The 26,140-nt window shown below is 41.5% G+C and carries 21 protein-coding genes and 2 pseudogenes; 15 read left to right on the top strand and 8 right to left on the bottom strand.

Annotated features, from left to right (window positions below; genetic code table 11):
- From sixA to G561_RS0104250, 6 genes are all read left to right on the top strand, one after another.
- Nucleotides 1-459, top strand: coding sequence for a phosphohistidine phosphatase SixA (gene sixA / locus G561_RS0104275; RefSeq protein ID WP_028858443.1), 459 nt, complete (start codon nt 1-3; stop codon nt 457-459).
- A gap of 154 nt (nt 460-613) precedes the next feature.
- Complete coding sequence (locus tag G561_RS0104270) at nt 614-1,153, top strand: DUF4870 family protein (protein WP_227674030.1); 540 nt, start codon at nt 614-616, stop codon at nt 1,151-1,153.
- Between the two features lie 184 nt (nt 1,154-1,337).
- Nucleotides 1,338-2,366 (top strand): quinone-dependent dihydroorotate dehydrogenase, encoded by a 1,029-nt coding sequence (locus G561_RS0104265; protein ID WP_028858441.1) that lies wholly within the window; start codon nt 1,338-1,340, stop codon nt 2,364-2,366.
- Nucleotides 2,367-2,397: 31 nt separating this feature from the next.
- On the top strand, nt 2,398-2,931 hold the full coding sequence (locus tag G561_RS0104260) for a CvpA family protein (protein WP_028858440.1): 534 nt from the start codon (nt 2,398-2,400) through the stop codon (nt 2,929-2,931).
- Between the two features lie 121 nt (nt 2,932-3,052).
- Nucleotides 3,053-4,585: an amidophosphoribosyltransferase gene (purF, locus tag G561_RS0104255; RefSeq protein ID WP_028858439.1), complete on the top strand. Its 1,533-nt coding sequence runs from the start codon at nt 3,053-3,055 to the stop codon at nt 4,583-4,585.
- 156 nt (nt 4,586-4,741) lie between these two features.
- On the top strand, nt 4,742-5,248 hold the full coding sequence (locus G561_RS0104250; protein ID WP_028858438.1) for a RidA family protein: 507 nt from the start codon (nt 4,742-4,744) through the stop codon (nt 5,246-5,248).
- Between the two features lie 192 nt (nt 5,249-5,440).
- Here the strand turns inward: G561_RS0104250 and G561_RS0104245 are convergent, their stop codons facing one another.
- The 5 genes from G561_RS0104245 to yajC form a co-directional block, all read right to left on the bottom strand.
- A complete protein-coding gene (locus G561_RS0104245; protein ID WP_028858437.1) occupies nt 5,441-6,919 on the bottom strand; it encodes an anion permease in 1,479 nt (492 codons plus the stop codon).
- A gap of 88 nt (nt 6,920-7,007) precedes the next feature.
- On the bottom strand, nt 7,008-8,408 hold the full coding sequence (locus G561_RS0104240) for an MATE family efflux transporter (RefSeq protein ID WP_028858436.1): 1,401 nt from the start codon (nt 8,406-8,408) through the stop codon (nt 7,008-7,010).
- Between the two features lie 136 nt (nt 8,409-8,544).
- Complete coding sequence (gene secF, locus G561_RS0104235; protein WP_227674031.1) at nt 8,545-9,738, bottom strand: protein translocase subunit SecF; 1,194 nt, start codon at nt 9,736-9,738, stop codon at nt 8,545-8,547.
- 9 nt (nt 9,739-9,747) lie between these two features.
- Complete coding sequence (gene secD / locus G561_RS0104230; protein ID WP_028858434.1) at nt 9,748-11,625, bottom strand: protein translocase subunit SecD; 1,878 nt, start codon at nt 11,623-11,625, stop codon at nt 9,748-9,750.
- Between the two features lie 367 nt (nt 11,626-11,992).
- Entirely contained in the window at nt 11,993-12,325 is a 333-nt protein-coding gene (gene yajC, locus G561_RS0104225) for a preprotein translocase subunit YajC (protein ID WP_028858433.1), read from the bottom strand.
- Between the two features lie 387 nt (nt 12,326-12,712).
- On the opposite strand from yajC, the gene G561_RS0104220 reads away from it, so the two are divergent.
- The 4 genes from G561_RS0104220 (at nt 12,713) to G561_RS0104205 (ending at nt 15,805) form a co-directional block, all read left to right on the top strand.
- A complete protein-coding gene (locus tag G561_RS0104220) occupies nt 12,713-13,087 on the top strand; it encodes a lipopolysaccharide assembly protein LapA domain-containing protein (protein ID WP_028858432.1) in 375 nt (124 codons plus the stop codon).
- Nucleotides 13,088-13,315: 228 nt separating this feature from the next.
- Nucleotides 13,316-14,038 carry an orotidine-5'-phosphate decarboxylase gene (pyrF, locus tag G561_RS0104215; protein ID WP_051584365.1) on the top strand — a complete coding sequence of 241 codons (723 nt, stop codon included), beginning with the start codon at nt 13,316-13,318 and terminating at the stop codon, nt 14,036-14,038.
- A 42-nt stretch (nt 14,039-14,080) separates the two neighbouring features.
- Entirely contained in the window at nt 14,081-14,875 is a 795-nt protein-coding gene (locus G561_RS0104210; protein ID WP_028858430.1) for a metallophosphoesterase, read from the top strand.
- Nucleotides 14,876-15,124: 249 nt separating this feature from the next.
- A complete protein-coding gene (locus G561_RS0104205) occupies nt 15,125-15,805 on the top strand; it encodes a histidine phosphatase family protein (RefSeq protein ID WP_037031662.1) in 681 nt (226 codons plus the stop codon).
- Nucleotides 15,806-15,917: 112 nt separating this feature from the next.
- Here the strand turns inward: G561_RS0104205 and rpsT are convergent, their stop codons facing one another.
- From rpsT to ppsA, 3 genes are all read right to left on the bottom strand, one after another.
- On the bottom strand, nt 15,918-16,184 hold the full coding sequence (gene rpsT / locus G561_RS0104200; RefSeq protein WP_028858428.1) for a 30S ribosomal protein S20: 267 nt from the start codon (nt 16,182-16,184) through the stop codon (nt 15,918-15,920).
- Between the two features lie 507 nt (nt 16,185-16,691).
- On the bottom strand, nt 16,692-17,549 hold the full coding sequence (locus tag G561_RS0104195) for an RDD family protein (protein WP_028858427.1): 858 nt from the start codon (nt 17,547-17,549) through the stop codon (nt 16,692-16,694).
- A gap of 185 nt (nt 17,550-17,734) precedes the next feature.
- Nucleotides 17,735-20,131: a phosphoenolpyruvate synthase gene (gene ppsA / locus G561_RS0104190; protein WP_028858426.1), complete on the bottom strand. Its 2,397-nt coding sequence runs from the start codon at nt 20,129-20,131 to the stop codon at nt 17,735-17,737.
- Nucleotides 20,132-20,896: 765 nt separating this feature from the next.
- Between ppsA and ppsR the strand changes: the two genes are divergently transcribed.
- From ppsR to G561_RS15140, 5 genes and pseudogenes are all read left to right on the top strand, one after another.
- A complete protein-coding gene (ppsR, locus tag G561_RS0104185; RefSeq protein ID WP_373277673.1) occupies nt 20,897-21,781 on the top strand; it encodes a posphoenolpyruvate synthetase regulatory kinase/phosphorylase PpsR in 885 nt (294 codons plus the stop codon).
- A gap of 107 nt (nt 21,782-21,888) precedes the next feature.
- Nucleotides 21,889-23,526, top strand: a complete 1,638-nt coding sequence (gene sthA, locus G561_RS0104180; protein WP_227674032.1) for a Si-specific NAD(P)(+) transhydrogenase — start codon at nt 21,889-21,891, stop codon at nt 23,524-23,526.
- Nucleotides 23,527-23,793: 267 nt separating this feature from the next.
- The gene (locus tag G561_RS0104175; protein ID WP_028858423.1) at nt 23,794-24,225 is read left to right on the top strand and encodes an HIT family protein; all 432 of its coding nucleotides are present in this window, start codon (nt 23,794-23,796) and stop codon (nt 24,223-24,225) included.
- 303 nt (nt 24,226-24,528) lie between these two features.
- Nucleotides 24,529-25,860 (top strand): annotated as a pseudogene (locus tag G561_RS13920) (BCCT family transporter); the annotation flags it as partial.
- Nucleotides 25,820-26,140 (top strand): annotated as a pseudogene (locus tag G561_RS15140) (hypothetical protein); the annotation flags it as partial. The pseudogenes G561_RS13920 and G561_RS15140, both read left to right, overlap by 41 nt.

The following is a 26,140-nucleotide window of genomic DNA, read 5'->3' as shown; positions in this document are numbered from 1 at the left end:
ATGAAGATTGTTTTAATGCGTCATGGTGAGGCTGAATATCAAACTCAGCCAGACTCACAGCGCAATCTAACTGAATTAGGACAGAAGCAGGCTGCCGAGACAGCGCAGTATATTGTAGATAACTATGACCCTGATGTTTTTGTAGTTAGTCCCTACGTTAGAGCGCAGCAAACACTACAGGCTTTAATTGCGCTTAAGCCTGATGTGCCCGTGAAGGTGCACCCAGACATTACTCCAGATGATGACGCTATGCAGGCTTTGTACGGCTTAATGGATGTGGAGGGGCAATGCGTGGTCGTGGTGTGTCATATGCCGATTGTTGCAGAAATAGCAGCGCTTCTGACTGCAGATGCAGCAGAGCCTTATCACTTGGCAGAGGCGCGTGTTTTTGAGGCCGAAATTATAGCAGCAGATATGGGTGATGAAGTTGAGCGTTATGTACCCAAGCAGCATGATTAACAGTTAGACAGAGGTGGCTTACTATGCAATTAATTTACCAAGCTTATTTGTTGAATTAATTTGCTGAATTAATTTTCTGGGTGAGCTAATTTACTGAGTAAGTTAATGCTAGACAGCTAAATAGTCAGCTTATTCTTAATAAAAGGGGAGGATTATGGATAATAATCAAGATGAACGCCAAACTACAAAGCTGCAACAGCCAGACTTAAAGATACCTGTGTCTGGTACGCAAGATGCTTATCAGCAGCATTCCCAGCTTATTAAGACTGAACTGAATTATCCTCAACCTATTATTAGTAAATCACAAGAAGAGTCTTTGATTCGCTATAACCATGTCACTTATTTGCTATATGTCCTAAGCTACTTTACAGCAGGCTTGTTATGGATAGTGCCCATTATTATGAACTATGCACGTCGAGATCGGGCTGAACATACTTGGTTGGCTACTCATTTTGATTGGCAGATCAAGACTTTTTGGTACAGTATCATCTTTGGTTTGATTGGTATTGTAATGGCTGTGATTGGTTTAGGCGGTCTAGGTCTAGGCGTATTTGCCGATAGCTCCAATGTGGCAATAGGCTCAACTGGATTGGCAGCACTGGGTGGACTTGTTTTTTTATTTGCATTTATTTGGCATATTTATCGTATTGTCAAAGGCTGGATAGCCCTAACAGACAAAAGACCGGTGCCGTGATAAATTCGGGGCTTATTACGGTGGTCTTTTAGTTGATACTAATCGATGATTTGCTACGATTATACTGGTATAATCAACAGCTTCGAGTAGAGTACAACCTTGAATAAAAAAACTTCTTTATCTAAGAGTGCGGCTAATAGCAATTCTCTCAACTTACTTACTTCATAACAGGTTATCTAGCGTTATGTCCTACGCCTTATTACGTCCTTTCTTATTTAATTTAGACCCTGAGCATGCTCACGATTTAACCTTACAGCTTTTAGAAAAAGCGCATAAAACACATACCTTAGGTTTTATTTACTCTCAGCAGTCTTTGCCGACTGAATGTATGGGTTTGCAATTTTCAAATCCAGTAGGTTTGGCAGCAGGTCTAGACAAAAATGGTCGTTATATTGATGCTCTCGCTGAGCTTGGTTTTGGCTTTATTGAAGTGGGTACTGTCACGCCGCGTCCGCAGCAAGGTAATGACAAGCCTAGATTGTTTAGACTTAAAGAGGCAGATGCCATTATTAACCGTATGGGCTTCAATAACCTTGGCGTAGACAACCTAGTTAGAAACGTTAAAAACTGTAAATACCAAGGCAATATTGGAATTAATATCGGAAAAAATGCAGTAACCCCTGTTGAAAATGCCGCTGATGACTACATATATTGCTTGGACCGAGTTTACCCTCATGCCTCTTATATTACGGTGAATATCTCCTCGCCCAATACTAAGAATTTACGTGATTTGCAAAGCGGGGATGCGTTAACTGAGTTATTAGACAGTATAAAAAATCGTCACAACCAGTTGGCCACAGACTATGGTTTCTATGTGCCAATGGTATTAAAAGTTGCTCCTGATTTAACTGAAGATCAAGTAGATTACCTATCAACGCAGCTAATCGAGTTTGAAATTGATGGTCTTATTGCTACCAACACAACTTTAAGCAGAACTGGGGTAGAAGACTTACCGCATGGCGATGAAGCTGGCGGGTTATCAGGTCGACCTGTGGGCCATTTAAGCACTCAGATTATTAAACAGTTTCACGAGCGTTTAGAAGACAAACTGCCCATTATAGGCGTCGGCGGTATCGACAGTGGTGAAAAAGCGGTACAAAAACTACAGGCAGGTGCCAGTATGGTTCAGCTCTATAGTGGCATGATTTATAAAGGACCAAGATTGGTGCAACAGTGTGTGGAAGCAATCACCAGCTATCGCGATATTTATTAACTTTATGACGAATAAAGACTAGGGTTATTGCATGGGGTTTTTAGACATCGTTATTGCTGTCATAGTACTAGCAGGATTGTGGCGAGGATTTAACTCAGGTTTTATCCGCAGCTCAATCTCGTTGGTAGGGTGGTTTATTGCCCTTTTGGCTGCCACACGATTAGCAGATGACGTTGCTCCTTATATGGCAAGCTTCGTTAGTTCTCCTGTGTTGCAGGTGGGCGCGGGCTTTTTGGCCATTGTGCTGGTGGTATTAATTGTTATTCAAATATTGACGTTACTGGTATCTGGTGTGGTAAAAGGGCTTAAGTTAGGCTTTGTTGATCAGTTAGCTGGTGGCGTATTGGGAGCAGCAAAAAACGTACTGGTGGTATTGGTGATGTTGAGTGTGTCGGCACCGGTTATTATCAATACTGCTTTATGGCAATCCTCTGTCATAGCTCCAGAATTACTTCCTTATGCCCCGTTCGCTAAGGAATTTGCAACAACAGTATTAGGGGAGGCATGGCAACAAATTGACGTGCCTAGCTCGCAACAGACCAACCAAGAGGCTATCGCTCAATAAGTATTGAGTTCACGGTCAACAGGTTAGTAAGTAAAAAGCTGAGTAATCAGTGATTAAGTGTAATTTAGCCACTACTAAATGAATCTTTTAACCAGTAAAGACTATTTTAAAAGGATAGAGTATGTGTGGAGTTGTAGGTGTTGCAGCACATGAACCAGTCAACCAAGTGTTGTATGACGCATTAACTGTGCTTCAACACCGTGGTCAAGATGCCGCCGGTATCGTGACCATGAAAGATGGACGCTTCTATTTGCGTAAAGACAATGGTATGGTTCGTGATGTGTTTATGACACGTCATATGATGCGACTAATTGGTGAGTTTGGGGTAGGGCATGTGAGATACCCGACCGCTGGAACGTCAAGTAGTGCAGAGGCGCAACCGTTTTATGTGAACTCTCCTTATGGTATCACACTAGCCCATAATGGTAATTTAACCAACGCTGAAAAATTAGCAAAAGAGCTTTATCAAGATGACCTACGTCACTTAAATACCAACTCAGATTCAGAGGTTTTACTAAACGTATTGGCCCATGAAATTCAGGCATTAGGCAAAACTCAGCCTACTCCTGATGACATCTTTACCGCCATTAGCTCAATGTATAAGCGTCTTGAAGGCGCTTACGCGGTTGTAGCATTAATTACCGGTCAAGGCTTGATTGCTTTTAGAGACCCTAATGGTATTCGTCCTCTAGTTTATGGTGAGCGTGTTTCTGCTGAAGGTCAGATTGAATATATGGTAGCTTCAGAGTCTGTGGCTCTAACTGGCTCTGGCTTTAAAGTGGTGCGTGATGTTAAGCCAGGTGAGGCAATCTTCATTGACTTAAATCATAAGCTGCATACTCATCAATGTATTGAGCCAAAAGAATACACCCCCTGTATGTTTGAGTACGTATATTTTGCCCGTCCAGACTCAATTATAGACAACATCTCAGTTTATAAAGCCCGCTTGCGTATGGGCGAGAAGTTGGCACAAAAAATTCGTGATGAGTGGGGTGAAGATCATGATATCGATGTGGTTATTCCTATCCCTGATACTTCACGTACTTCAGCGATGGAGCTGGCGCTTAACTTGAATGTTAAGTACCGTGAAGGCTTTATGAAAAACCGCTATATTGGCCGCACCTTTATTATGCCTGGTCAGCAGCAACGAAAAAAATCTGTTCGCCAGAAGCTAAATGCCGTTCCTTTAGAGTTTAAGAACAAAAACGTGTTGTTGGTAGATGACTCAATTGTACGCGGTACAACTTGCCATGAAATCATTCAAATGGCTCGTGATGCAGGTGCCAATAAGGTATTTTTTGCCAGTGCTGCGCCACCAGTTAAGTATCCTAATGTCTATGGTATTGACATGCCTGTCCGTTCGGAACTAATTGCTGCGGGTCATACGGTAGAAGAAGTGCGTCAAATCATCGGTGCAGATCGTCTGATATTCCAAGACTTAGATGACTTAATTGAAGCGGTACAAGATACCAAGCATAGCAAAGTAGAAGGTTTTGATTGTGCCGTGTTTGATGGTAAATATATCACTGGCAATATTACCGAAGAGTACCTAAATTATTTGCAAGAGCAGCGTAATGACAAAGCTAAAGGCATAGAGGTAATCAAGAATACTCCGGATACTCCAGTTGATATGACAGGGGTAACAGAAAATTAAGAGCTTATTTTGGTCAGCTTAAAGTATCTTATACATATTTCAGGTCAGCCCAAAGAGTATTCTTGATAGTATAAAAGCAGGTTATAAGCATTTATGGCTTATAGCCTGCTTTTTTTTGAGGATTTAAACTCTCAATAGATATAATAAGGAAATATTATGAAGTTACCAGTAATTGCTAGTTCACTTATCTTAGGCGTTGGCTTGATGGGCGCTGCAGTAGCGCAAGCTGAACAGAGTATGGATCAAAAGCAGCAACTAACAGAACAAGCCTCTACTTCTGTTGTTGCCACTCAGTCGAAAACCACTCCTATCTTTTATGGCACAGACGGAGCACTGCCTTTTTCAAAAGCGGTAAGAGCAGGCAACACCTTATATCTATCTGGTGAGCTGGGCATGAAAGATGGTAAAGTTGTTGAAGGTGGTGTTAGACAAGAGACGGAACAAGCGTTAGATAATATTAATAAAACACTATTGAGCTATGGTTACCAGTCTTCAGACTTGGTTAAATGTATGGTTATGCTGACCGATATGGAAGACTTTGCAGAGTTTAACGAAGGTTATAAAGCTAAGTTAGCTAAACCATATCCTGTACGTTCTGCTTTTGCTGTGGCAGATTTAGCGCTAGGGGCGAAGGTTGAGATTGAATGTATGGCAGTCAAATAGAACAGTATTTAAGGCTTAACTTTTAAACCAATCAGTTCAGCCTTTAAATCAAAGAGCCGATAATCTTAAAATTATCGGCTCTTTTTGCATTCATTGTTCGAGTTTTTTGTCTTTTTTTAAACATTGTCGCCTTTCAAACATTTTCGCTTAAAATGCGCCATCGTTTAAAGATGAAGGATTGCACAGAAAGGGTTAATAGTAACCTAACACCTTCCACCAGATCAGTCCTGAGCCAATCCAAATCACTAGGTTAGCCACACTCATTATAAAGCCGATAGTCCACCATTCACGCAAAGTGGTATAGCCTGAGTTGAAGATAACCGGAGCGGTACCGGTAGCATAGTGGGTTAACGTCATCATAATATTACCAGCGGCTGCTAAGATTAGTGCATATAGCATAGGGGGCGCGCCTAGAGTAAGACCTACCGCGTAGAATGCGGCAAACATCGCCGTAATGTGCGCTGTAGTACTGGCAAAAAAGTAGTGCATATATAAATAAACCAAGGTCAAAACTACCACTGCACCTACCCAGCCAAATCCGGTTAAGGCGATGGCCGACTCGATGCTAGAGGAAAACCAACCAATCAGACCTAATTTATTTAGAAAGTCGGCCATCATCACCAAGGCGCCGAACCAGACTATAGTGTCCCAAGCAGACTTCTCTTTAAGCACATCCTCCCAAGTTAATACCCCTGCAATTAACAATACTGATAACCCTAAAAAAGCGGTTGCGGTAGCATCAATAGTGAACTGCTCACCAAAGATTAGAGCGGGAATGTTAGCCCAAAGTAATAACATCAAGGTAAAGACTGCTAACATGATTTTTTCGTGGCGAGTGATGGCGCCAAGTTTTGCTAAATTTTCAGTGGCATACTTTTTCGCATCAGGCGTCTCTTTAATCTCCGGTGGATAAATCAGGTAAATAATCAAAGGCATAACTAAGATACACAGCATTCCAGGGACGAACATAGCTAACGCCCAAGTGGTCCAAGAAAGGTGTATTTCACTGCCGGTTGCCTTATTCACCAAATCTACAACTAACGGGTTTGGAGCAGTGGCAGTAATAAACATGCCTGAGGTAATGGGGTTGGCATGGAAGTTAACCATTGCCAAATAGCGACCTATTTTATTCTGGGTACCCTCTTGAGGGGTTGAATGGAAACTTGCGGCAATAGAGCGCATGATGGGATGGATAATCCCGCCACCACGGGCAGTGTTAGAGGGAGTAATAGGCGCAATCAATAATTCTGCAGCCGTTAGAGAGTAGGCAATACCGATGGTCTTCCTACCAACGATAGAGATAAAGTAATAGGCAATCCTAGATCCTAGACCTGTTTTTATCAGACCGCGCGAGATCATAACCGCAATACCGATTAACCAAATCAAAGGACTTGAGAAGCTTGATAAGGCATCCTGCATTGCTTGTTTTGGCGTTTCTGCTGTAACTCCCGTCAACGCCACTAAGGTAATGGCTATAATTGCCAATGCCCCGATAGGAAGTGCTTTACCAATAATGGCTATAATAGTCGCCACAAATAGGGCCAACAAATGCCAAGCATTATCAGTCACGCCATCTGGAGTAGGTATCACAAACCAAATGATAAGACCGATGGCTATGGCAAGTATTGTAGGTATGGGCTTGAAGGGAAGTTTTTCTGAAGATTCCGACATAATAAAGCCTTTTTAGTTGAAAGGTAAAATAAATATTTTTGGGAGTTTATTTAACAAATCTTGGCGTTATAAATCTATTAACTGGTTACTAATTATTATAAATAAGGCTGTGCTGACTACGCCATAATATAATTGTAGCAATAGCAAAGCGGGACAGCAGCAACCAATACACCGCAAACCATACAACGGGCATAGCATAATGTTGGCCAAATAACTGATACACCGTATAGGTTAATGGGAAGAATATGACAGAGACAATAACTGCCACTTGACGGATTTTGGCTCCTGCAGTGAGACCAAACATGATGCCATCAAGCCAATAGGCACCAGCACCGATCAAAGGCAGTAAGGTAGCAACATAGCGATAATCTAGCGCCAGCTTAGTCACTGCTGGTAGATCTGTCATGACACTTAAGAAGCTTGGCAGAGCAAATGCCCATATAATGGTTAAGCTTAGGGCCAATATAAAAGTGATAATACCTGTGCGTTTTACTGCCGTGATAAATTGTTGCCTTGATTGTCTAGCAGCCGCTTGACCCGATAAGCTTTCAGCCGCCACGGCCACGCCATCTAAAGCAAAGGCTGAAATACTAAGCACTTGAAGCAGTACCGCATTGGTGGCCATCACCAAGTCACCTTGTTGGGCAGAGAGTCGAGTGATCCACGCAAAGCTAAGGGTTAGTAGGATAGTTCTAATAAAAATATCTTTATTAAGAGAGAATAAGCTCAGCATTTTATCGAAAGCAAATATCTCATTGAGTCTTTTTTTAGTAAAGCTAGGAGCCTGAGATTGCAGTTTTAATTTAGATGAATTAGCACGTAAAGTCACTTTTGCCAAAATAATGGCAGTAATACAGCCAATGGCATAGCCAATTACTGTGCCTAAGGCGACACCTGTTAACCCCATATCAAACACATATACGAAGGTTAAAGTCATGATAATATTAATCATTGAGATTAAAAGTTGCACCATCATCATTTGTTTTGTTTTGCCTTGTCCGGCAAACCAGCCAATAAATGCATAGTTCATAAGCTCAAAGACAATGCCATAATAGCGTACGCTAAGATACGTATAAGCGGCTTGGCTACTTTCCGGCTGCGCCCCTAACAGCTGTAAACCTAACTTTAAGATAAAGGGCTTAAACAACCAAAGCAACAGGGCCAATATTAAAGCGAGGCCCAATGAACGAATTAGAATATCTGACAGCTCTGAGGCATCAGAGGCACCTGTGGCTTGCCTTCCTAGGGCTTGAGCGGCTAATCCTGAAGAGGCGTATTGCAAAAAGTTGAAGCTAACCAGTATTAGTAGCCAAAGCTGGGAGGCAATCCCGAGCCCTGCCAAATGGGCAGACTTAGGGAAATGTCCAACGACCCCCACATCTATAGCCCCTTGTAAAGGCATGGCTAAGTTGGCTATCAGTACAGGCGCAGCAATCGCAATAATGTAGCGATAGCTTAAATTCATTGGGGCAGGCTTAGTATGACTCATAGACTTAATACTTTTATTAAATTAAAAGACCAAAATAATAAAAAGCACCCTAAGGTGCTTTTTATTGTTACATATCCAACGATTTGTAGATAGAAGGATTTTGTTTATCCAAAACAATTACCGGCTAATTAACGACCTAATCCTCAAAAGATTTTGGGTCGTTAAAGGTAACAACTTCTTCTTGGAATTCAGGCTTAATCTTCACCACAAAGTCATCACGAGACAAGCCCATTGCTAAAGGAATAGAGCTTGAAATGTAAGTTGATGAATAGGTACCTGCAACTAGACCAATAAAGAAGGCCACTGAGAACCAGAATAAACCATCACCGCCTAAGAATAACATCGCTAGAACCACAACCAATACAGTAGAGACGGTCATGATAGTACGGCGTAATGTCTCAGTTAGTGATAAGTCAACGATTTGTCTTGGAGTGGCATCACGCACCCTTCTGAAGTTCTCACGGATACGGTCAAAGACCACAATGGTATCGTTCAATGAATAACCAATCAGCGCTAGAATAGCTGCCAAAACGGTCAAATCAAATGGGAACTGGAATAAGGCAAAAAAGCCTAAGGTTACAATAGCATCATGCACCAAAGCCAGTAGCGCACCAACCGCTAACTTAAATTGGAAACGTACGGCCACGTAGAGCATCATCATACCCAGCGCGGTCAAAATGGCAATCATTGAGCTTAGGTAGACTTCACCGCCTACCTGACTACCAATGATGTTAACGTTACTGATCTCAGCGCTGTTATTTGGTAACTCTAAAGCAGAGCCTAGACTTTCATTCAAGCCTTCTACGTTGTCAGACTGTGGGGGAAGGCGCACTAACAGCTCTGTTGTGCCTCCTAGATACTGAACCACAGCATCATCGAAACCCGCTTTTTCTAATGACTGAATAACTTCTGTCTGTTCTACCGGCTTTTCATACTTCACGTCAGCAGACACACCACCAGTGAAGTCTAAGCCAAGGTTAAGGCCATTGACAAATAAGGCACCTAAACTGATTAAAATCATTAGGATTGAAAAAATTGCCATAGGTTTCTCAAGCTTCATAAAAGGGATTATGCGCTTCGAACCCACTGCTTTAATACCACCTTCAGCTAAAGCAGCCTCATCTTCGTAGATATCAGAAGTGGCTAATTCAGTATTTTCAATATCAGTTTGGTCGATATTGTCGCTAGGTGACAAGGTAGTATTGTTGCCTCTCCCATCACGACGAGGGCCACGTCTTTTACGACGACCTCCTTCAATGTAGGCAGGAGTTGAGCTATCTGGCGTTCCTGAGTTGGTATTTTTATTATCTTGCTGATTGTTAGTAGACATTATTCTCTCCTAGCCTATGCTCAATTTATCGACAGATTTACGATTACCATAAACCAAGTGAACCAAAGCACGGGTTACAATAATAGCTGTAAACAACGAGCTTAAAATACCAATGGCCAGGGTAATAGCGAACCCTTTAATTGGGCCAGAGCCAATAGAGAATAAGATGATAGCGACCAATAAGGTGGTGATGTTACCATCAAAGATACTACTAAAGGCACGATCAAAGCCAGCCACAATAGCTGATTTAGGTCTTACCCCTTCGGCAATCTCTTCTCGGATACGCTCAAAAATCAGGACGTTAGCATCTACTGCCATACCGATGGTCAATACAATACCTGCAATACCAGGCAACGTTAATGAAGCCCCTAGTATAGAGAGTACGGCCACCATAATCACTAAGTTAAAGGCTAGAGCAATGTTGGCAATCACTCCAAATAGACGGTAGAAAACAATCATAAATAAGAAGACCAGTAAGTAGCCTACTTTGGTAGAAAACAGACCGTCATCAATATTTTTCTGACCCAGTGAAGGACCAATGGTACGTTCTTCTACGAAGTACATGGGCGCAGCAAGAGCACCTGAGCGCAGTAATAGGGCTAATTCGCCAGCTTCAGCATTGCTATCTAGACCGGTAATACGGAAAGAAGAGCCTAGCACTGCTTGAATGTTCGCCTGGCTAATAATCTTAGTTTCAGAATAAGGGGTACGAGTTTCAATGGTCTCCCCAGTTTCTGGATCTGTGTCATAGCTGATTTTTTGTTTATTCTCAATAAACAATACTGCCATCTGCTTGCCTACCGCATTTTTGGTAGCATTCTGCATCAGCTTACCACCAGCAGTATCAAGGGTAATGTTTACTTCAGGAGAGCCATTTTCGTCTAGTCCAGAGGTTGCTCCTTGGACTTTTTCACCCGTTAAGATAGGCTGACGATTCAATAGCGACGGTGGACCATCTAGGCTCATATATGGGAAGGCTTCAGTGCCAGCAGGGGGTATGCCACCGGTATAAGTGGCATTTTCATCGGCTACCAAGCGGAACTCAAGGTTAGCGGTACGACCTAGGACACGCTTCGCTTCAGCAGTATCTTGAACCCCTGGTAATTCAACCACAATACGATTACTGCCTTGAGATTGAACCAAAGCTTCAGATACGCCTAACTCTGCAATACGGTTACGCAGGGTAGTTAAGTTTTGTCCTACTGCGTACTCATTAATCTCTTTTAGAGTCGCTTCATTATATTGTAAACGTAACGCTGGGCCTTGATCGTCCATCAGCGCTTGCATTTCAAATTGGTTACCTTGATCACGCTGGATAATGCGCTGTGCTTTATCTCGTAAATCAGTAGCTTTAAAATGCAGCAATAGACCTTGATCGACAACGTTGATGCCTTTCACAGGTACGCGCTCACCACGTAAGCTGCTACGCACATCATTGCTGGCAGTTTTTAAGCGCTGTTCAAGAGCCTTATCCATATCCACTTCAAGAACAAAGCGCACACCACCACGTAAGTCTAGACCAAGTTTTAAAGGCTTAGCACCGATGCTACGAAGCCAATCAGGTGTCGTTTGCGCTAGGTTTAAAGCCACAACATAGTCATTACCAAGTTGTTGGCGTAGAACTTCTTGTGCCTTGCGCTGTGTTGCGCCATTTTCTACTCGTAATAAGGCACTGTTCTCTGAGAAAGTAGGATCGTGATAAGCGATACCAGCTTCATCAAGAAGTTTTTTTGATTGATTCAGCACCTCATCAGTCAGCTCGGTACCTGCTGAGGCACTAGTGATTTGTACCGCAGGCTCATCCGGATATAGATTAGGCAGAGCATAAAGCCCAGCTATGACGAGCACGGTAACGATTAAGAAATATTTCCAGGCAGGGTAATGCATAGTAGCTTCTTCACTTGAGGGAAGGTAACAGTAGAGCGCTACGCTATAGCCAATCTTCGATAGATAGGAACATATAAAACGAGGTGTTAGGCCAGATTGAACTATAAATCGATTGATTCAGCAAAAGGTCTAACACAGTTGAATACAGTTACGCGAGAATAATAACAATCGCGATTTAGATATCTGAAAATGGCCCTATCGTGTCATAAAGCAGGTCGATTTTGTGACAGACTTTATGGGGGTAGCGCACTCTAATTAATTTCATTAAAACATATAATCCAAAAACTGAACACTAGAAGATGCAGGCTTGCCTTTAACTCTTGATAGGTTCAATTTTTGGATTAGCAAACAGTGGTAATAGTACTATTTATTGCAAACCATCAATAGTGCCATTAGGCAACACAGAGATTACAGAAGCACGTTGGATCATCACATCATTTTTGTCATTTAGAGCCACAACTGCGTAATCTCCATCGATTGATTTGATTTTGCCCATCAAACCACCAGCGAAGATAACTTCATTGCCCACGGTTAATGAGTCAACCATATTGCGGTGCTCTTTTGCGCGCTTAGATTGAGGTCTAATTACTAAAAAGTAAAAAATGGCAAAAATAGCCAGCGGGAAAATCCACTGCATAATCATTGCAGAGCCACTAGCGGCTTCTGGAGCAGCATGAGCCGCTTGAATGAATAAATTCATATTAAATCCTTAAAAATTACTATATAACAGTGAAAAATAGGGTTTGACAGCGGCAATAAGGTTGCTGTAATCACACATAATATTAGCTCAATCAGTAACCGCTGAAATAAGGATAATTACCCGTGTATTAATAGATAGGGGTATAGTTATCATAAATTAACACGCATAGTATCAAAAAAATGACCCATTGATAACTATTACTTGCAATACCAGTGGTTAATAAGGCCTATAAAGGCTTTTAATAGTTAAAAAATTGTATTTAACCAAAATGAAGGCTAGCGACAGTGACTAATATAACGGTATAATCTTATTCATTAGTATGTTTAATAAGTCTACATATAAAAAACATACGTACATAAATTCGACTTTGATGATTTAGAGGTAGTTATGCGTTTTGTCCTTATTATATTATTATTTTTAGTTTTTGGTTACTCTTTAGGCTTGGTTTTAACCAATAGTAGTGAGATTGGGGTGAATTTATTATTCACTGAAGCTCCAGCAATGAACCTTGGGTTATTATTAATTTTATGTCTATTCCTAGGGGTGCTTATTGGCATGCTGTTGTCTTTATTGCTATTTAAGGTATTCCAAAATAAATGGGAAATCAGTCGTTTAAATAAAGAGAACAAACGCTTGCAGGATAAGTTGACCCAGGCTCAAGTCGAAATTGAACAACTATCACACACCCCTGTTGTAGATCCTGCAGTGCACCCTGACTCAGAGGTGTATGTTGAACCTATTGATACCACCACAATTAGATAGTTTGCATCAAATAAAATGTAACTATTTAACAATGACTAAAAATAAGAGACACAATTAATAAAAAACGACCTAAGGGTCGTTTTTTTTGTCAAGGCTGCTATATACTATTTGGTATTGTAGCCAGTTAGTATTGTAATCAGCAGATTCGTATTCTACCCCATAAAATGATAATTCATGGTCATAACCAAAACTTATATTTCAGGAGACAATGTGACTCAACTTCAGCAGATGAATCAACAGGTTGCCCCAAACTTAATCCGTCCTAATTCGCCTATTATTGTGGCCATTGATAAAGCTTCGTTAAAGGAGGCATTGCAGCTGGCCGATCAGCTAGACCCAAGCTTGTGCCGAGTTAAAGTAGGTAAGGAGCTGTTCACCCGCTGTGGGCCTCAAATAATCAATGAGTTACATAGTCGCGGCTTTGAGGTTTTTTTGGATCTGAAATTCCATGATATTCCTAATACAACAGCACAAGCGGTATTGGCAGCTGCGGATATGGGAGTATGGATGGTTAACGTTCATGCCAGTGCTGGACTCGAAGCGATGCAAGAGTCTAAAAAGCGCTTAGTAGATGCCGGTCACGATACCTTATTAATAGCAGTTACCGTGTTGACCTCTATGACAGAGCAGGGCTTAAAGGGCATAGGTATTGATGTGGCGGTGACTGAGCAGGTGGAGCGCTTGGCATTATTGACCAAAGAAGCAGGACTGGATGGGGTAGTGTGTTCGGCTCAAGAAGCGAGTCGGTTAAAACAACTTTGTGGTCAGCAGTTTCAACTGATAACACCAGGTATCCGTATGGCGCAAGATTCAGCGGATGACCAAAAGCGGATTTGTACCCCGAGTGAGGCGATGCAAAATGGCTCTGATTACTTAGTTATTGGGCGCTCAATTACCCAAGCTGCTGATCCTATCAACAAGATGACTCTAATCTTAGATAGCTTAAAGTAATTACTGAAATTTTCTATTAATCAGCCTTTGTTATTAGACTCTATGAAACTTCAAGTGTTAAGTGACCTACATATTGACAGCTATGCTAAGCGCCAAAAGCCTTTAGGGGCTATCGCACAGACTGATGCTGACCTTATATTGGTGGCTGGAGATACTGCCAATAGCGACTTAGGTATGCAGTGGTTACAACAACAAGCTGAGATCAATGACAAGCCTGTGGTTACTATTGCAGGCAATCATGAATACTTTTCTGAAGATGTGCTAACGTTCGATGATAAGCTGAGTCAGTGGGATACTTTTGATAAAGATTCTCTTAAGGGCTTGAAGTTTCTACAGTGTCAACAGCTTGATTTTGGAGACCTACGCCTCTTAGGCTGTACGCTGTGGACTGATTATCAATTTGAGGCCACCTCAGAAACCCGAGAGTCGGTGATGTCTTTTATGCGGGATTACCGCCAGATAATGGCAGGCTCTCAGCTGTTCTCGCCAGAAGTGTCAGTTCAGATCCATCAGCGACACAGAGCTTGGTTAAAGCAGGCATTGATCACAGCACATAGCGAAGGTAAGCGGGTAGTGGTCATGACCCACCATAGTGTGACGCCAAGATCCGTCTCTGAGCAATACGCTGGCAGACCGAGTAATGCCGCCTTTGTAACAGATTTAAGTTCATGGATGCATCAAGATTGGGCGCCTAAGCTATGGCTACATGGTCATACTCATGAAGCTTTTGACTATGTTGAAGGCAAAACACGAGTTATTGTTAATCCTCGCGCTTATCCGGGGGAGATTAGCAGTACTCAATTGGAATTTAGCTGGTCAAAGGTGGTAGAAGTTTGATACGGTTGAGCTATGACTAAAAAAAATAACAATTCAGTAGGGCAAGCTAAGCCGCAGCTCGATGAGAAGTGGACAGTTTCGGCAAAAGACCACGCCCCTTTAGATAACCCCACAGTAGGCAGGTCGAAAAACAATACGACCTATCAGCCTGAATTTGGAGAGTCTCCTTTTATAGCAGGAGGGGTGTCTAATGTGGATAGCAGAGAGCCGCTCGTACGAATACCAGCTCCTGCGCATCTACCGCCCAGTATGCTGCATTCCGTAAAGCAGTTACCCAATAACGATGAGCGGTTAATTTTATTTACCAGACACTCTTTAAGAGAGCGCTCTAACGGCCAAGGTTTTGCCAGTTATGACTTGCCGCTGACTCCTCAAGGCAGAGTGTTGGCTAAATCTTGGGGACGCTGGCTGGCGGAGTATTTGCCTTACTCAATGGATACGCATAGTATTGCTAGCCCTATATGGCGCTGTGTTGATACTGCTAAGCTTATGCAAGAGGGAGCAGGGGTAAGACAGCCCATTGCTCATGAACCTTTACTAGTAGAGCCTGGTAGTTTGGTGACAGATGCTAAGCAAGCCAATGAAGAATTTAAGAAGTTTGGGGCATTAAACTTTATCAATACATTTTTGCAAGACGCTTCTAGCAGTACCAAGCCGGCTAAGCAAGGCGCATTAGATTTGCTGTCCTTGTTGTATCAGTCGCAGCCTGAGCCTGGCCATTTATCTCTAGCGGTAAGTCACGATACATTGTTAGCGGCCTTGTTAGGCGTTATGCGCCAGCATAAAGAAATCAGTTGGGATGATTGGCCAAAGATGATGGAGGGGATGTTTTTGTGGTTCGATGACAAGCCTTTTGAAGAGTCGACTGCTAATTTTATCTGGCGGGGCGAGAAGTTTGAAGTACCGACTCAAAGCTTGATATTGCCGTAAAGCTTCGTCTTATTTTACGAATAATAAATGTCTTTCAAAATAAAAATGACCTAAAAAATAAGCCCCTAACTCAAATTGAGCTAGGGGCTTATTTTTATTTATAGCAAATCAATTAAGCTTTAAGCGCTTTAATTGCTTTGTTATAGCGGCTCTTATGACGAGCAGCTTTGTTCTTATGGATAACACCTTTGTCAGCCATACGATCGATTACAGGTACTGCTTTGTTGTAAGCGGCAGTAGCTGCATCGTAGTCACCAGCTAAGATAGCGGCATCTACTTTTTTGATGTAAGTACGGATCATTGAACGCTGAGATGCAGCGTGCTGACGACGAGTGTTGTTTTGACGAGCGCGTTTACGAGCTTGTGCTGAGTTAGCCACGGATGTCTCCTTGGTAGAGTTTAATTACTAAATTAGGACTCAGTAATAAATACTGATGAATATAAAAATCAATAGTTTATAGTAAAAACCAATTGACTCAAAATTATATTTATAAATTTACACAAAACTTATCAATCCATCTAACGCTAGAAGATTATAAGTGTGCCTACTTTAGCCATTATGGATCTGAGACTATCCATTGGCTAGCTTAAGTTAGCTATAGTAACGTTATTCATGCCCTGTTAAAGCAGCCAGTTTAACGAGAGGAGCATGGCGATTAAACTTATGATAATAACAGTTTAAATTTATACTCTGGCATTAAATAACGTCATCAACACAAATTTGGAATATTATATTTGTGTGTAAATTAAAGCGGATAATTCTAACAAACTAATGCTGCAATTACAATACAAACCGCTTAAATGATGCTGTTTTAGCGTTATAAACTGGCCTATTGCATACAATACAGCCGTTATTGAGACTCAATATAGAGCCTCGCTGAATTAATTATTTTTTTAGTTGATTTTGATCGGCTTTAACCACCATGGTTTTGGCAAGCTTATCATGAATACTCAGACGCTGCTTGTTAATGACCATAACCACAAAGTCAGCGATTAAGAATAGCGTACCGATGGCTGGTAAAGCGTACAAAGCTGAAGTCACTAGACTACGTAACAAAATTACATTGGTGATTGAGGCCAGTTTTTGGGTTTTAGCATCAACAATTCGAATGCCCATCACTATTTTACCAATAGTTTGGCCTCTTTTTATCAGCAGCATAAGCTGCATTATAAATAATACCAAAAACAACACTGAAGTCAGGGAGCTTAAATGTTCAGGTACGGATTGAACCAACTGGGTCATTTTCTCCATATCGCCAGCAGTTGCTGATATTGCTGTGAAGTCGTAATTTAGTCCAGACAGAAAAGGTAAGTAGCACGCCATCAGTAATAGAACATCAATAAAAACTGCAATGACACGATTACCAATAGTAGCCAACTCAGTAGTCGAATTAGAGGAGGCTGACTGTAAATTATGATTTTTATGAATAGGGCTTTTATTATGGGTTGGAGTGTTTGCAAAGGGGGAGTGCCCATTTACTGGACTTTGAGTAGATTCTGGCTGTTTATTGCCATAAAGGTCCGCCACAGTTACCCTTCTAGGGGGTGTATTAGTTGACGTGGAAGCATTGGGATCATAGTAAAACTGACCATTGGTCATTTCACCCACTTGTTTCCATTGCTCCATGCCAACATGCCACATGAGATCATTTAGTTCTACTTGCCTATTAGCAAGCATCTTATTCAGCTCTTCTAAGGTATAAGGACCTGCTTGAACCTGATTTCTAGCTAGATAAATCTGCATTAATATTACAACCTTTTTATAAAATTAAAGTCCGCAGTGGGAGCATTAATATTATTAATTTTAATATTTATTTAGAATATTAAATGAAAACGACCACAATAATCAATAAGGGTTGATTTTTGTGGTCGCTATGAGGGCTATTAATAAACAATAACCCACAGTTTATGACAGTATTAATTTACAGATTAATTAGCTGTAACATTAGCGTTAGCATTGTCATCATTAGCTAAGAACATCCAAGTATCTAATACTGAGTCTGGGTTTAATGAGACAGAACTAATGCCTTGTTCCATTAACCAATAAGCTAGGTCTGGATGATCTGATGGGCCTTGACCACAAATACCTACATATTTACCTTGCTTACGGCACTCAGCGATAGCCATTGATAATAGCTTTTTAACCGCTTCGTCACGCTCATCAAATAAGTGAGATACGATACCTGAGTCACGGTCTAGACCTAATGTTAACTGAGTTAAGTCGTTAGAACCAATTGAGAAACCATCGAAGTGCTGTAGGAACTCTTCAGCCAACAATGCGTTGGTTGGAAGCTCACACATCATGATTAACTCAAGACCGTTTTCGCCACGCTTCAAGCCGTTTTTGGCTAGAATTTCAACCACTTCAGCAGCTTCTTTGGTAGTACGTACGAATGGGATCATAATCTTAACGTTGGTTAAGCCCATCTCGTCACGAACACGTTTTAGAGCACGACACTCTAATTCGAAGCAGTCGCGGAAGTTGTCTGAAACATAGCGGCTAGCACCACGGAAGCCTAGCATTGGGTTTTCTTCTGAAGGCTCGTATAGCTTACCACCAATTAAGTTGGCGTATTCGTTCGATTTAAAGTCAGACATACGAACGATAACTGGCTGTTCTCTGAACGCTACAGCTAGGGTAGCGATACCCTCAACTAGTTTATCAACGTAGAAATCTACAGGAGAAGCATAACCGGCGATACGCTCTTTAATAGCTTGTGAAATTTCACGAGGTAAGCTGTTCATGTTAAGTAGCGCTTTTGGATGCACACCAATCATACGGTTGATGATGAATTCTAGACGGGCTAGACCAACACCAGCGTTTGGAATTTGAGCAAACGAGAAAGCACGGTCAGGGTTACCTACGTTCATCATAACTTTGAAAGGAAGCTCTGGCATAGCATCAATAGAGTTGCTTTGAACTTCAAAATCTAATAGACCTTCGTAGATGAAGCCGGTATCACCTTCAGCACAAGAAGCGGTTACTTCTTGGCCATCAGTCAATACTTCAGTGGCGTTACCACAACCAACGATAGCTGGTACGCCTAATTCACGAGCAATAATAGCGGCGTGACAAGTACGACCACCACGGTTGGTGATAATCGCTGAAGCACGCTTCATGACTGGTTCCCAATCAGGGTCAGTCATATCTGATACTAGAACATCGCCCACTTGAACTTTGTCCATTTCATTCAAGTCGTTTACGATACGTACTTTACCTGAACCTACACGCTGACCGATTGAACGACCTTCACAAAGTACTTTAGCGTCTTTGCTTTGGATAATGTAGCGTTCCATAACGTTGCGGTCTTGGCGGCTCTTAACGGTTTCTGGACGAGCTTGAACAATGAATAATTTACCTGAATCACCATCTTTAGCCCACTCGATATCCATTGGTTGGCCGTAGTGTTTTTCGATAGTGATGGCTTGTGTTGCTAGTTCAGTCAACTCTTCATTGGTTAAAGAGAACTGATTGCGCTCTTCCTTATCTACCTCTACAGTCTTCACTGAACGGGTAGTGCTACCTTCATCACCATAAATCATTTTCTGGTGTTTGCTACCTAAGTTACGACGAATAACCGCAGGTTTGTTTTCTGCTAATAAAGCTTTTGATAAATAGAATTCATCTGGGTTAACGGCACCCTGTACTACCATTTCACCAAGACCGTAGCTTGAGGTGATGAATACCACTTCATCAAAACCACTTTCTGTGTCTAGGGTGAACATTACCCCTGCTGCGCCTGTTTCTGAACGAACCATACGCTGAATACCCGCTGATAGGGCAACACCCGCATGCTCGAATCCTTGGTGAACACGGTAAGCGATAGCACGGTCATTATATAGAGACGAGAAAACTTCTTTAATAGCGATAAGAACGTTTTCGATACCACGGATGTTTAGATAAGTTTCTTGCTGACCTGCGAAAGAGGCGTCTGGTAAGTCTTCGGCAGTCGCAGAAGAGCGAACAGCAACGGCAATATCTTCACCATCACTCATCACTTCAAATGCATCACGGATTTCTTGCTCCAGTGATTTTGGTAGCTCTTGCTCGATGATCCAGTTACGAATCTTTTCACCAGTTTCAGTTAGCTTTTTGACATCATCAACATCTAACTCTTTTAGCTCGTTGTTGATTTTGTCTAAAAGACCAGTCTCAGTCAGGAAGTTATTGAATGCTGCAGCTGTGGTCGCGAAACCGCCAGGAACACTCACCCCTAGATCTGATAGGTGGCTAATCATTTCGCCTAATGAAGCGTTTTTACCGCCTACGATTTCGACGTCGTTTTTGCCTAACTTGTCAAGGGTAATAACTTGCGGTGCTGTCATGATAACTCCAGGAAATAAGGTTATTTTTTTAAATTATACCGCTATTTATCTAAATTGTGTACCGATTAGCACTCTTTTAATAGCTGATTGAGTCAACCATGATCTACTGTTTTTGGCAGTGAGTTTAAAAGGGTTGATTCAGTCAAATATTATTCAATAAAGGTGAAATCTTAACGCTTTACATCCACGGTAATGTGATGTGAGCGAACTATAACATTTATAGTTATTAGCAGTCCACGAAGGAAAATACGGAGGGGGTGTTTTACAGGGGTCAAAGTGTTGCAGTCAATGGATTAATTATTTGCTAAATATATCGTATTTCTTAAATTTATAATGGTTTGTGTTTGATATTTTATAACGTATTAGCAATATATATAGATATTATAAATCTATTGATTATCAGAACATGGGGTTTAATTATCACGCAATTTTATTTAATTTTGAAGAAGTAATCTTTAGGCGGTACTGACTAGCGGGTGCTGACGCTGATTGTAGCAATAACTATTTCACTAAGTAAAGCGGTGATTAGATAAAGTAAAGTCAGTTAGGGGAGGTTATTTTGCTAATAGATACAAGTTTGTTACAAGAGAGGAGATTGCTCACAATAATAAGTGTAAAGGGATATGTTTGCATAAATGCTAAGCTTCTCAAATACTTTATTGGCTTAATATTTGTTAAGATATGACGAAATATTTTTAATAAGGCACTTTGTCTATATTTTTGTAGAAAGATGCACTTCTGCTAAGGAATTTTATGGAAAACCTAATGAGCTCATTATCTGCAAAAGCTACCATTCAAAACCGTAGTGCTTTGGCAGTAGACAAGCCACAAGTCATTCGTGTGGCTTTTTTTATATCAGATGGTACGGCTATTACTGCAGAAACCTTGGGGCGTTCAATCTTAAGCCAGTTCGCTAGTGTGCCTTTTGAGACTAGAGTCATTCCTTATGTGGATACTATAGAGATGGCGCAAGTAGCGGTTGAGCATATCAATCAAGCTTACCAAACAACAGGCATACTACCTCTAGTATTTGACACCATTGTTGATCCTGAGATCAGAGAAATTATCAATTCAGCCCAGGCCTGTAATCTGGATATGTATGAAGGATTGATCGGACGTATTACTGATGAAATCGGAGTAGAGCCTGATGCTCATTCAGGTCACGCTCATGATGATGTGGACTCAGAGACCTACAAGTCTCGAATCGATGCAGTTCATTTTGCCTTAGATAATGATGATGGGGCGCGAACCCGTCACTATGACATGGCCGATATTATCTTAATCGGGGTGTCTCGCTCGGGTAAAACACCTACCTCTTTATACTTAGCTTTACAATTTGGTATTCGTGCAGCCAACTACCCACTGACTGAAGATGATTTATTTGATAATCAATTGCCAAAAGCACTCCAACCTCATCGTGATAAGTTGTTTGGATTGATTATTGATACAGATCGACTACAAAAAATTCGTCAAGAGCGAAGAGCGGGGAGTCGCTATGCCAGTTATAAGCAGTGTGAAGAAGAGCAACGTGCGATTCAGGCGATATATATAACCCAAAATATTCCTAGCCTGAATGTTTCAGAAATGTCTGTGGAAGAGATTGCCACTCGAATTCTACAAATAACAGGGTTGAAACGTCGTATTGGATAATGATTTCGCCATGAAGTTAATAGGCGAAGTTGCTATAATGTAGCCAATATTATGCTGTGCCTAAATTTAGGCCTAAAAATTGAAGAAGTACACAACAAGAGGATAATATGTCAAAAAAAAATAAAGGTGATGAAACGAACAATATCAGTGACGACAAAAAAGATATTGAGGTATCTAACCAAAACAGCGGTAGTGCTCCAAGCGTTGCGTCATCTGGGGTAAGTCGCGAGTCAGCAAGTCAAACAGACTCAGGAGAAGATCATCTTTTTCATCCTAATTTAATTAGCCCATTAGACAATGACCGTATCCGGATCAATTCGGGCTTTACTCCTGACTATGAGCGTATCAAGCGCGATAAGCACGATTTTGAATATGATGCTGTGGTTATCGGAGCTGGCCCTGCTGGTGAAGCAGCTTCAATGAAGTTGGCTAAATCTGGTAAAAAAGTGGTGGTGGTTGATCCTCGTAATCAAGTGGGGGGTAACTCAGCACACGTCGGAACTATCCCTAGTAAAGCCTTGCGTCAATCGGTCTTCAACCTGATTAACTATCGCCGTGATCCTTTATTCTCACAAGGCCTAGACTATTATCAAGTGCCTTTGAATAAGGTATTGACCAATGCGCGTAAAGTAATTCGCACTCAGGTAGAAACCCATACCCGCTTCTATGAGCGTAACCAAATTGAGGTTCGTCATGGTTGGGCAAGTTTCGAGGATAAGCATACCTTACATATTGAGTTGGGAGATGGTGCAGGCTATGAAACCATCACTTTCAATAAAGCTATTATTACTGTAGGTAGCCGCCCATACCGCCCAGACTTGTTAGACTTCGATCACCCTCGTGTGTTTGACTCTGACAAAATCTTGCAGATGGATTATGTGGTCAAAAAGATTATCATTTATGGGGCGGGGGTAATCGGTTGTGAGTATGCGTCAATCTTCACCGGTCTTGGCTATAAAGTCGACCTAATTAATAACCATGATGGGCTTTTAAGCTACTTGGATAAAGAAATTAGTGATGCTTTGGCTCATGACTTTAGACAATTTGGAGTATTGGTTCGCCACAATGAAGAGATTGAGAGGCTAGAAACTCATGATGATTATGTGGTGCTACATCTGAAGAGTGGTAAACGCATCAAGTCTGATGCCATTCTATGGTGTAACGGTCGCTCAGGTAATACTGAAAGCTTGAATCTTGAAGCGATTGGTTTAAAGGCCAACAACCGTGGTCAACTAAAAGTAGATGACACCTACCGTACTGAGGTTGATAACATCTATGCTGCAGGTGACGTAATTGGTTGGCCATCATTGGCATCAGCCGCCTATGACCAAGGCCGTTGTGCCGCTGCGTTTATGGTAGGTGATAAAGATGCTGAGCCAGTCTCAAGTGTTCCAACCGGTATTTATACCATTCCGGAGATTTCAAGTATTGGTAAGACTGAACAAGAGTTAACCGACGAGAAAGTACCTTATGAAGTGGGTCAAGCTTTCTTTAAACATCTAGCGCGTGCTCAAATCATAGGAGAGCGTTCTGGTGTCTTGAAGATTTTATTCCACCGTGAGACTTTAGAAATCTTAGGTATTCATTGTTATGGTAACCATGCTTCAGAGATTATTCACATTGGTCAGGCGGTGATGAAACTTAAAGGTACACTTGAGTACTTCGTCAATACTACTTTCAACTATCCAACGATGGCAGAAGCCTATCGTGTTGCGGCCTTGAATGGTTTGAACCGAGTGTTCTAGTCCTTTGAAGATCGAGAACAAAAAGAGACTGCAATGCGGTCTCTTTTTTTATTGGTATCGGTAAGCTAGGACAATATCGGCATTCTTGGACAATATCGGCAATCTTGGACAATATAGGTAAACTAGGGCAATGCGGTAACGTTTGAGCAAATAAGGTTGCAACTTGCCAGTAGTTAGTGTTGAATAAATGCAAACAAGTTAAGCTTAATAACTTACAAGCCTGCTTGTTGGATTAAACACAATCAAAACAATATAAGGACTTACAAAATGACCATAAAAGCTTATGAAGATGACAATATTTTTGCAAAAATTATAGCGGGTGATTTGCCTTGCCATAAAGTATATGAAGACGATAAGACTTTGGCATTTATGGATATTATGCCTCAGGCAAAAGGCCATGTGTTGATTATTCCAAAACAAAAAGCGGTTGAGCTATCGCAGTTAGAGCCTGAGTATGCCAGTGCGGTATTAATGACTGCTAAAAAGATTATGGCGGCACAGCGTAAAGTGTTTCAACGTGAAGGCATTATTCAGATGCAGCTAAATGGAGCTGAGGCGGGTCAAACTGTATTTCACTACCATGTACATCTAATCCCCTCAAATTTCCACGAACTGGGCAAGCATGCTACTACGCAGGCTGATATGGCTGAGTTAGCAGAACAAGCTAAGCAGCTGAAAGAGGCTATCGAAGCCGTTTAATAGCACTTAATTTAAGACCAATATCAATAGACACAGACAGGCGCTAAGTAGAAATGCAAGAGAAATGCAAGGTACTGGGTCTACTTCGCTGCGTGTAACGTTAAGTTTGATGAATAGGGAGATTGCGTTATCAAACTTAATTAAACTTGAGATTTGAACACGAATCTTTAGAATACGGGTTTGTCTTTAAAAAATAAGGGCAAGCCCTTTTTTATTCTTAAGCTAAGGTGAAAATAGCGCTTGTTGTATTTTTGAAATCTTACAACCCATCAGGATTAGTCTACTAAAAGGAAAATAAAGCTTATGCTGAAAAAGCCCTCTAGGTCCACAATTTTAATGCCTGTCTTTGCGCCAGCGGTGATAGTTCTGGTGCTATTAGTAATAGGCACTATCTCAAATCCTGATGCTGCTGGAGAGTTGTTTAACCAAGTTCTCAACTATACCACCACTACTTTTGGCTGGTTCTATATGTTAGCGGTGGCGCTATTTCTAATCTTTATTTTGGTATTGGCGTTTTCCTCCTACGGTAATATTAAACTTGGCCCTGATCACGCAGAGCCGGATTATAAGTTCAGTGAATGGTTCGCCATGCTTTTTTCAGCAGGATACGGTATTGCCTTGCTGTTTTATGGCGTTTCTGAGCCGGTAGTGCATTTTGCTGAACCCCCAAACTCGACCCCGCAGACCATTGCTGCTGCCAAAGAGGCAATGCAGATTGCTTATTTCCACTGGGGGCTTCATACCTGGGCGATTTATACCTTTACCGGGCTTGTTTTAGCTTACTTTGGTTTTAGGCATGGCTTGCCACTATCTATGCGCTCTACTTTATTCCCGTTGATTGGCGATAAGGTTTATGGCCCTATTGGTCATGGTGTTGATGTTATTGCTTTGTTGGCTACAATTTTTGGTGTGGCAACGACGCTGGGTTTATCAGTGTCACAAATCAACTCAGGTTTGAACTACCTACTGCCTGATTTGATTCCGATCGGTACCGGTGTCCAGATCATTACCATTGCAGTCATTACCATGGCGGCTCTCATCTCAGTGCTGTCAGGTATGGATAAGGGGATTAAGCGCTTATCCATGCTTAACGTGATCTTGGCAACGGCATTGATGCTGTTTGTGTTTATTGCCGGCCCTAGTGTATTTATCCTAAATGCGTTTATGGAGAATACGGGAAGCTACTTAAGCAATATTGTGGAGCGCACGTTTAGCTTACAAGCCTATGTGCATGGCGATTGGATTGCGAGCTGGACACTGTTTATTTTTGCATGGACCATTGCTTGGTCACCATTCGTAGGTACTTTTATTGCTAAAATTAGCCGGGGACGTACCATTCGTCAGTTCGTTTTGGGAGTGTTGTTTGTCCCGGTTATCTTCACCTTTTTCTGGTTTGCCGTCTTTGGAGATACTGCGCTGAACCTAATCATGGTAGAAGGACTAGATACATTGATTGGGGATGTGCAGGCGGATAAGTCAGTGGCTTTATTTAAACTGTTTGAAGCTTTACCGTTTACCCAAATTGCTTCGTATTTAACAGTATTATTAATCATGACTTTCTTTGTGACCTCGTCGGACTCAGGCTCTTTGGTCATTGACTCTATTGCCTCAGGGGGTCGTCCTACGCCTGCATGGCCATAGGTATCTACACAACTTAAAAAGAGCAAAAAAGAATGATAGAATCTTCCAGTATGGCATAGATAAAATGGAGCTAGATACGAGGCTCATCAAACGATATCAACAACTCGTACACAATCACACTCACCCAAACGGTTATCTACATGCTGGTATGAAAGCAACTATGGATACTAAAAGCAGTTTTGCTCAGACCCAAGCGTTATGGCGATTTGTGCATAATGACAACATCAGCTATCAAGAGCTTAGTAAGCCGTTACTTGAAAACAGCTTACAAGGA

The organism is Psychrobacter phenylpyruvicus DSM 7000 = NBRC 102152 (assembly GCF_000685805.1).
GTDB lineage: Bacteria > Pseudomonadota > Gammaproteobacteria > Pseudomonadales > Moraxellaceae > Psychrobacter > Psychrobacter phenylpyruvicus.
Note: the sequence above shows the minus strand (reverse complement) of the source record. Positions and strands in the feature narration are given on the sequence as shown.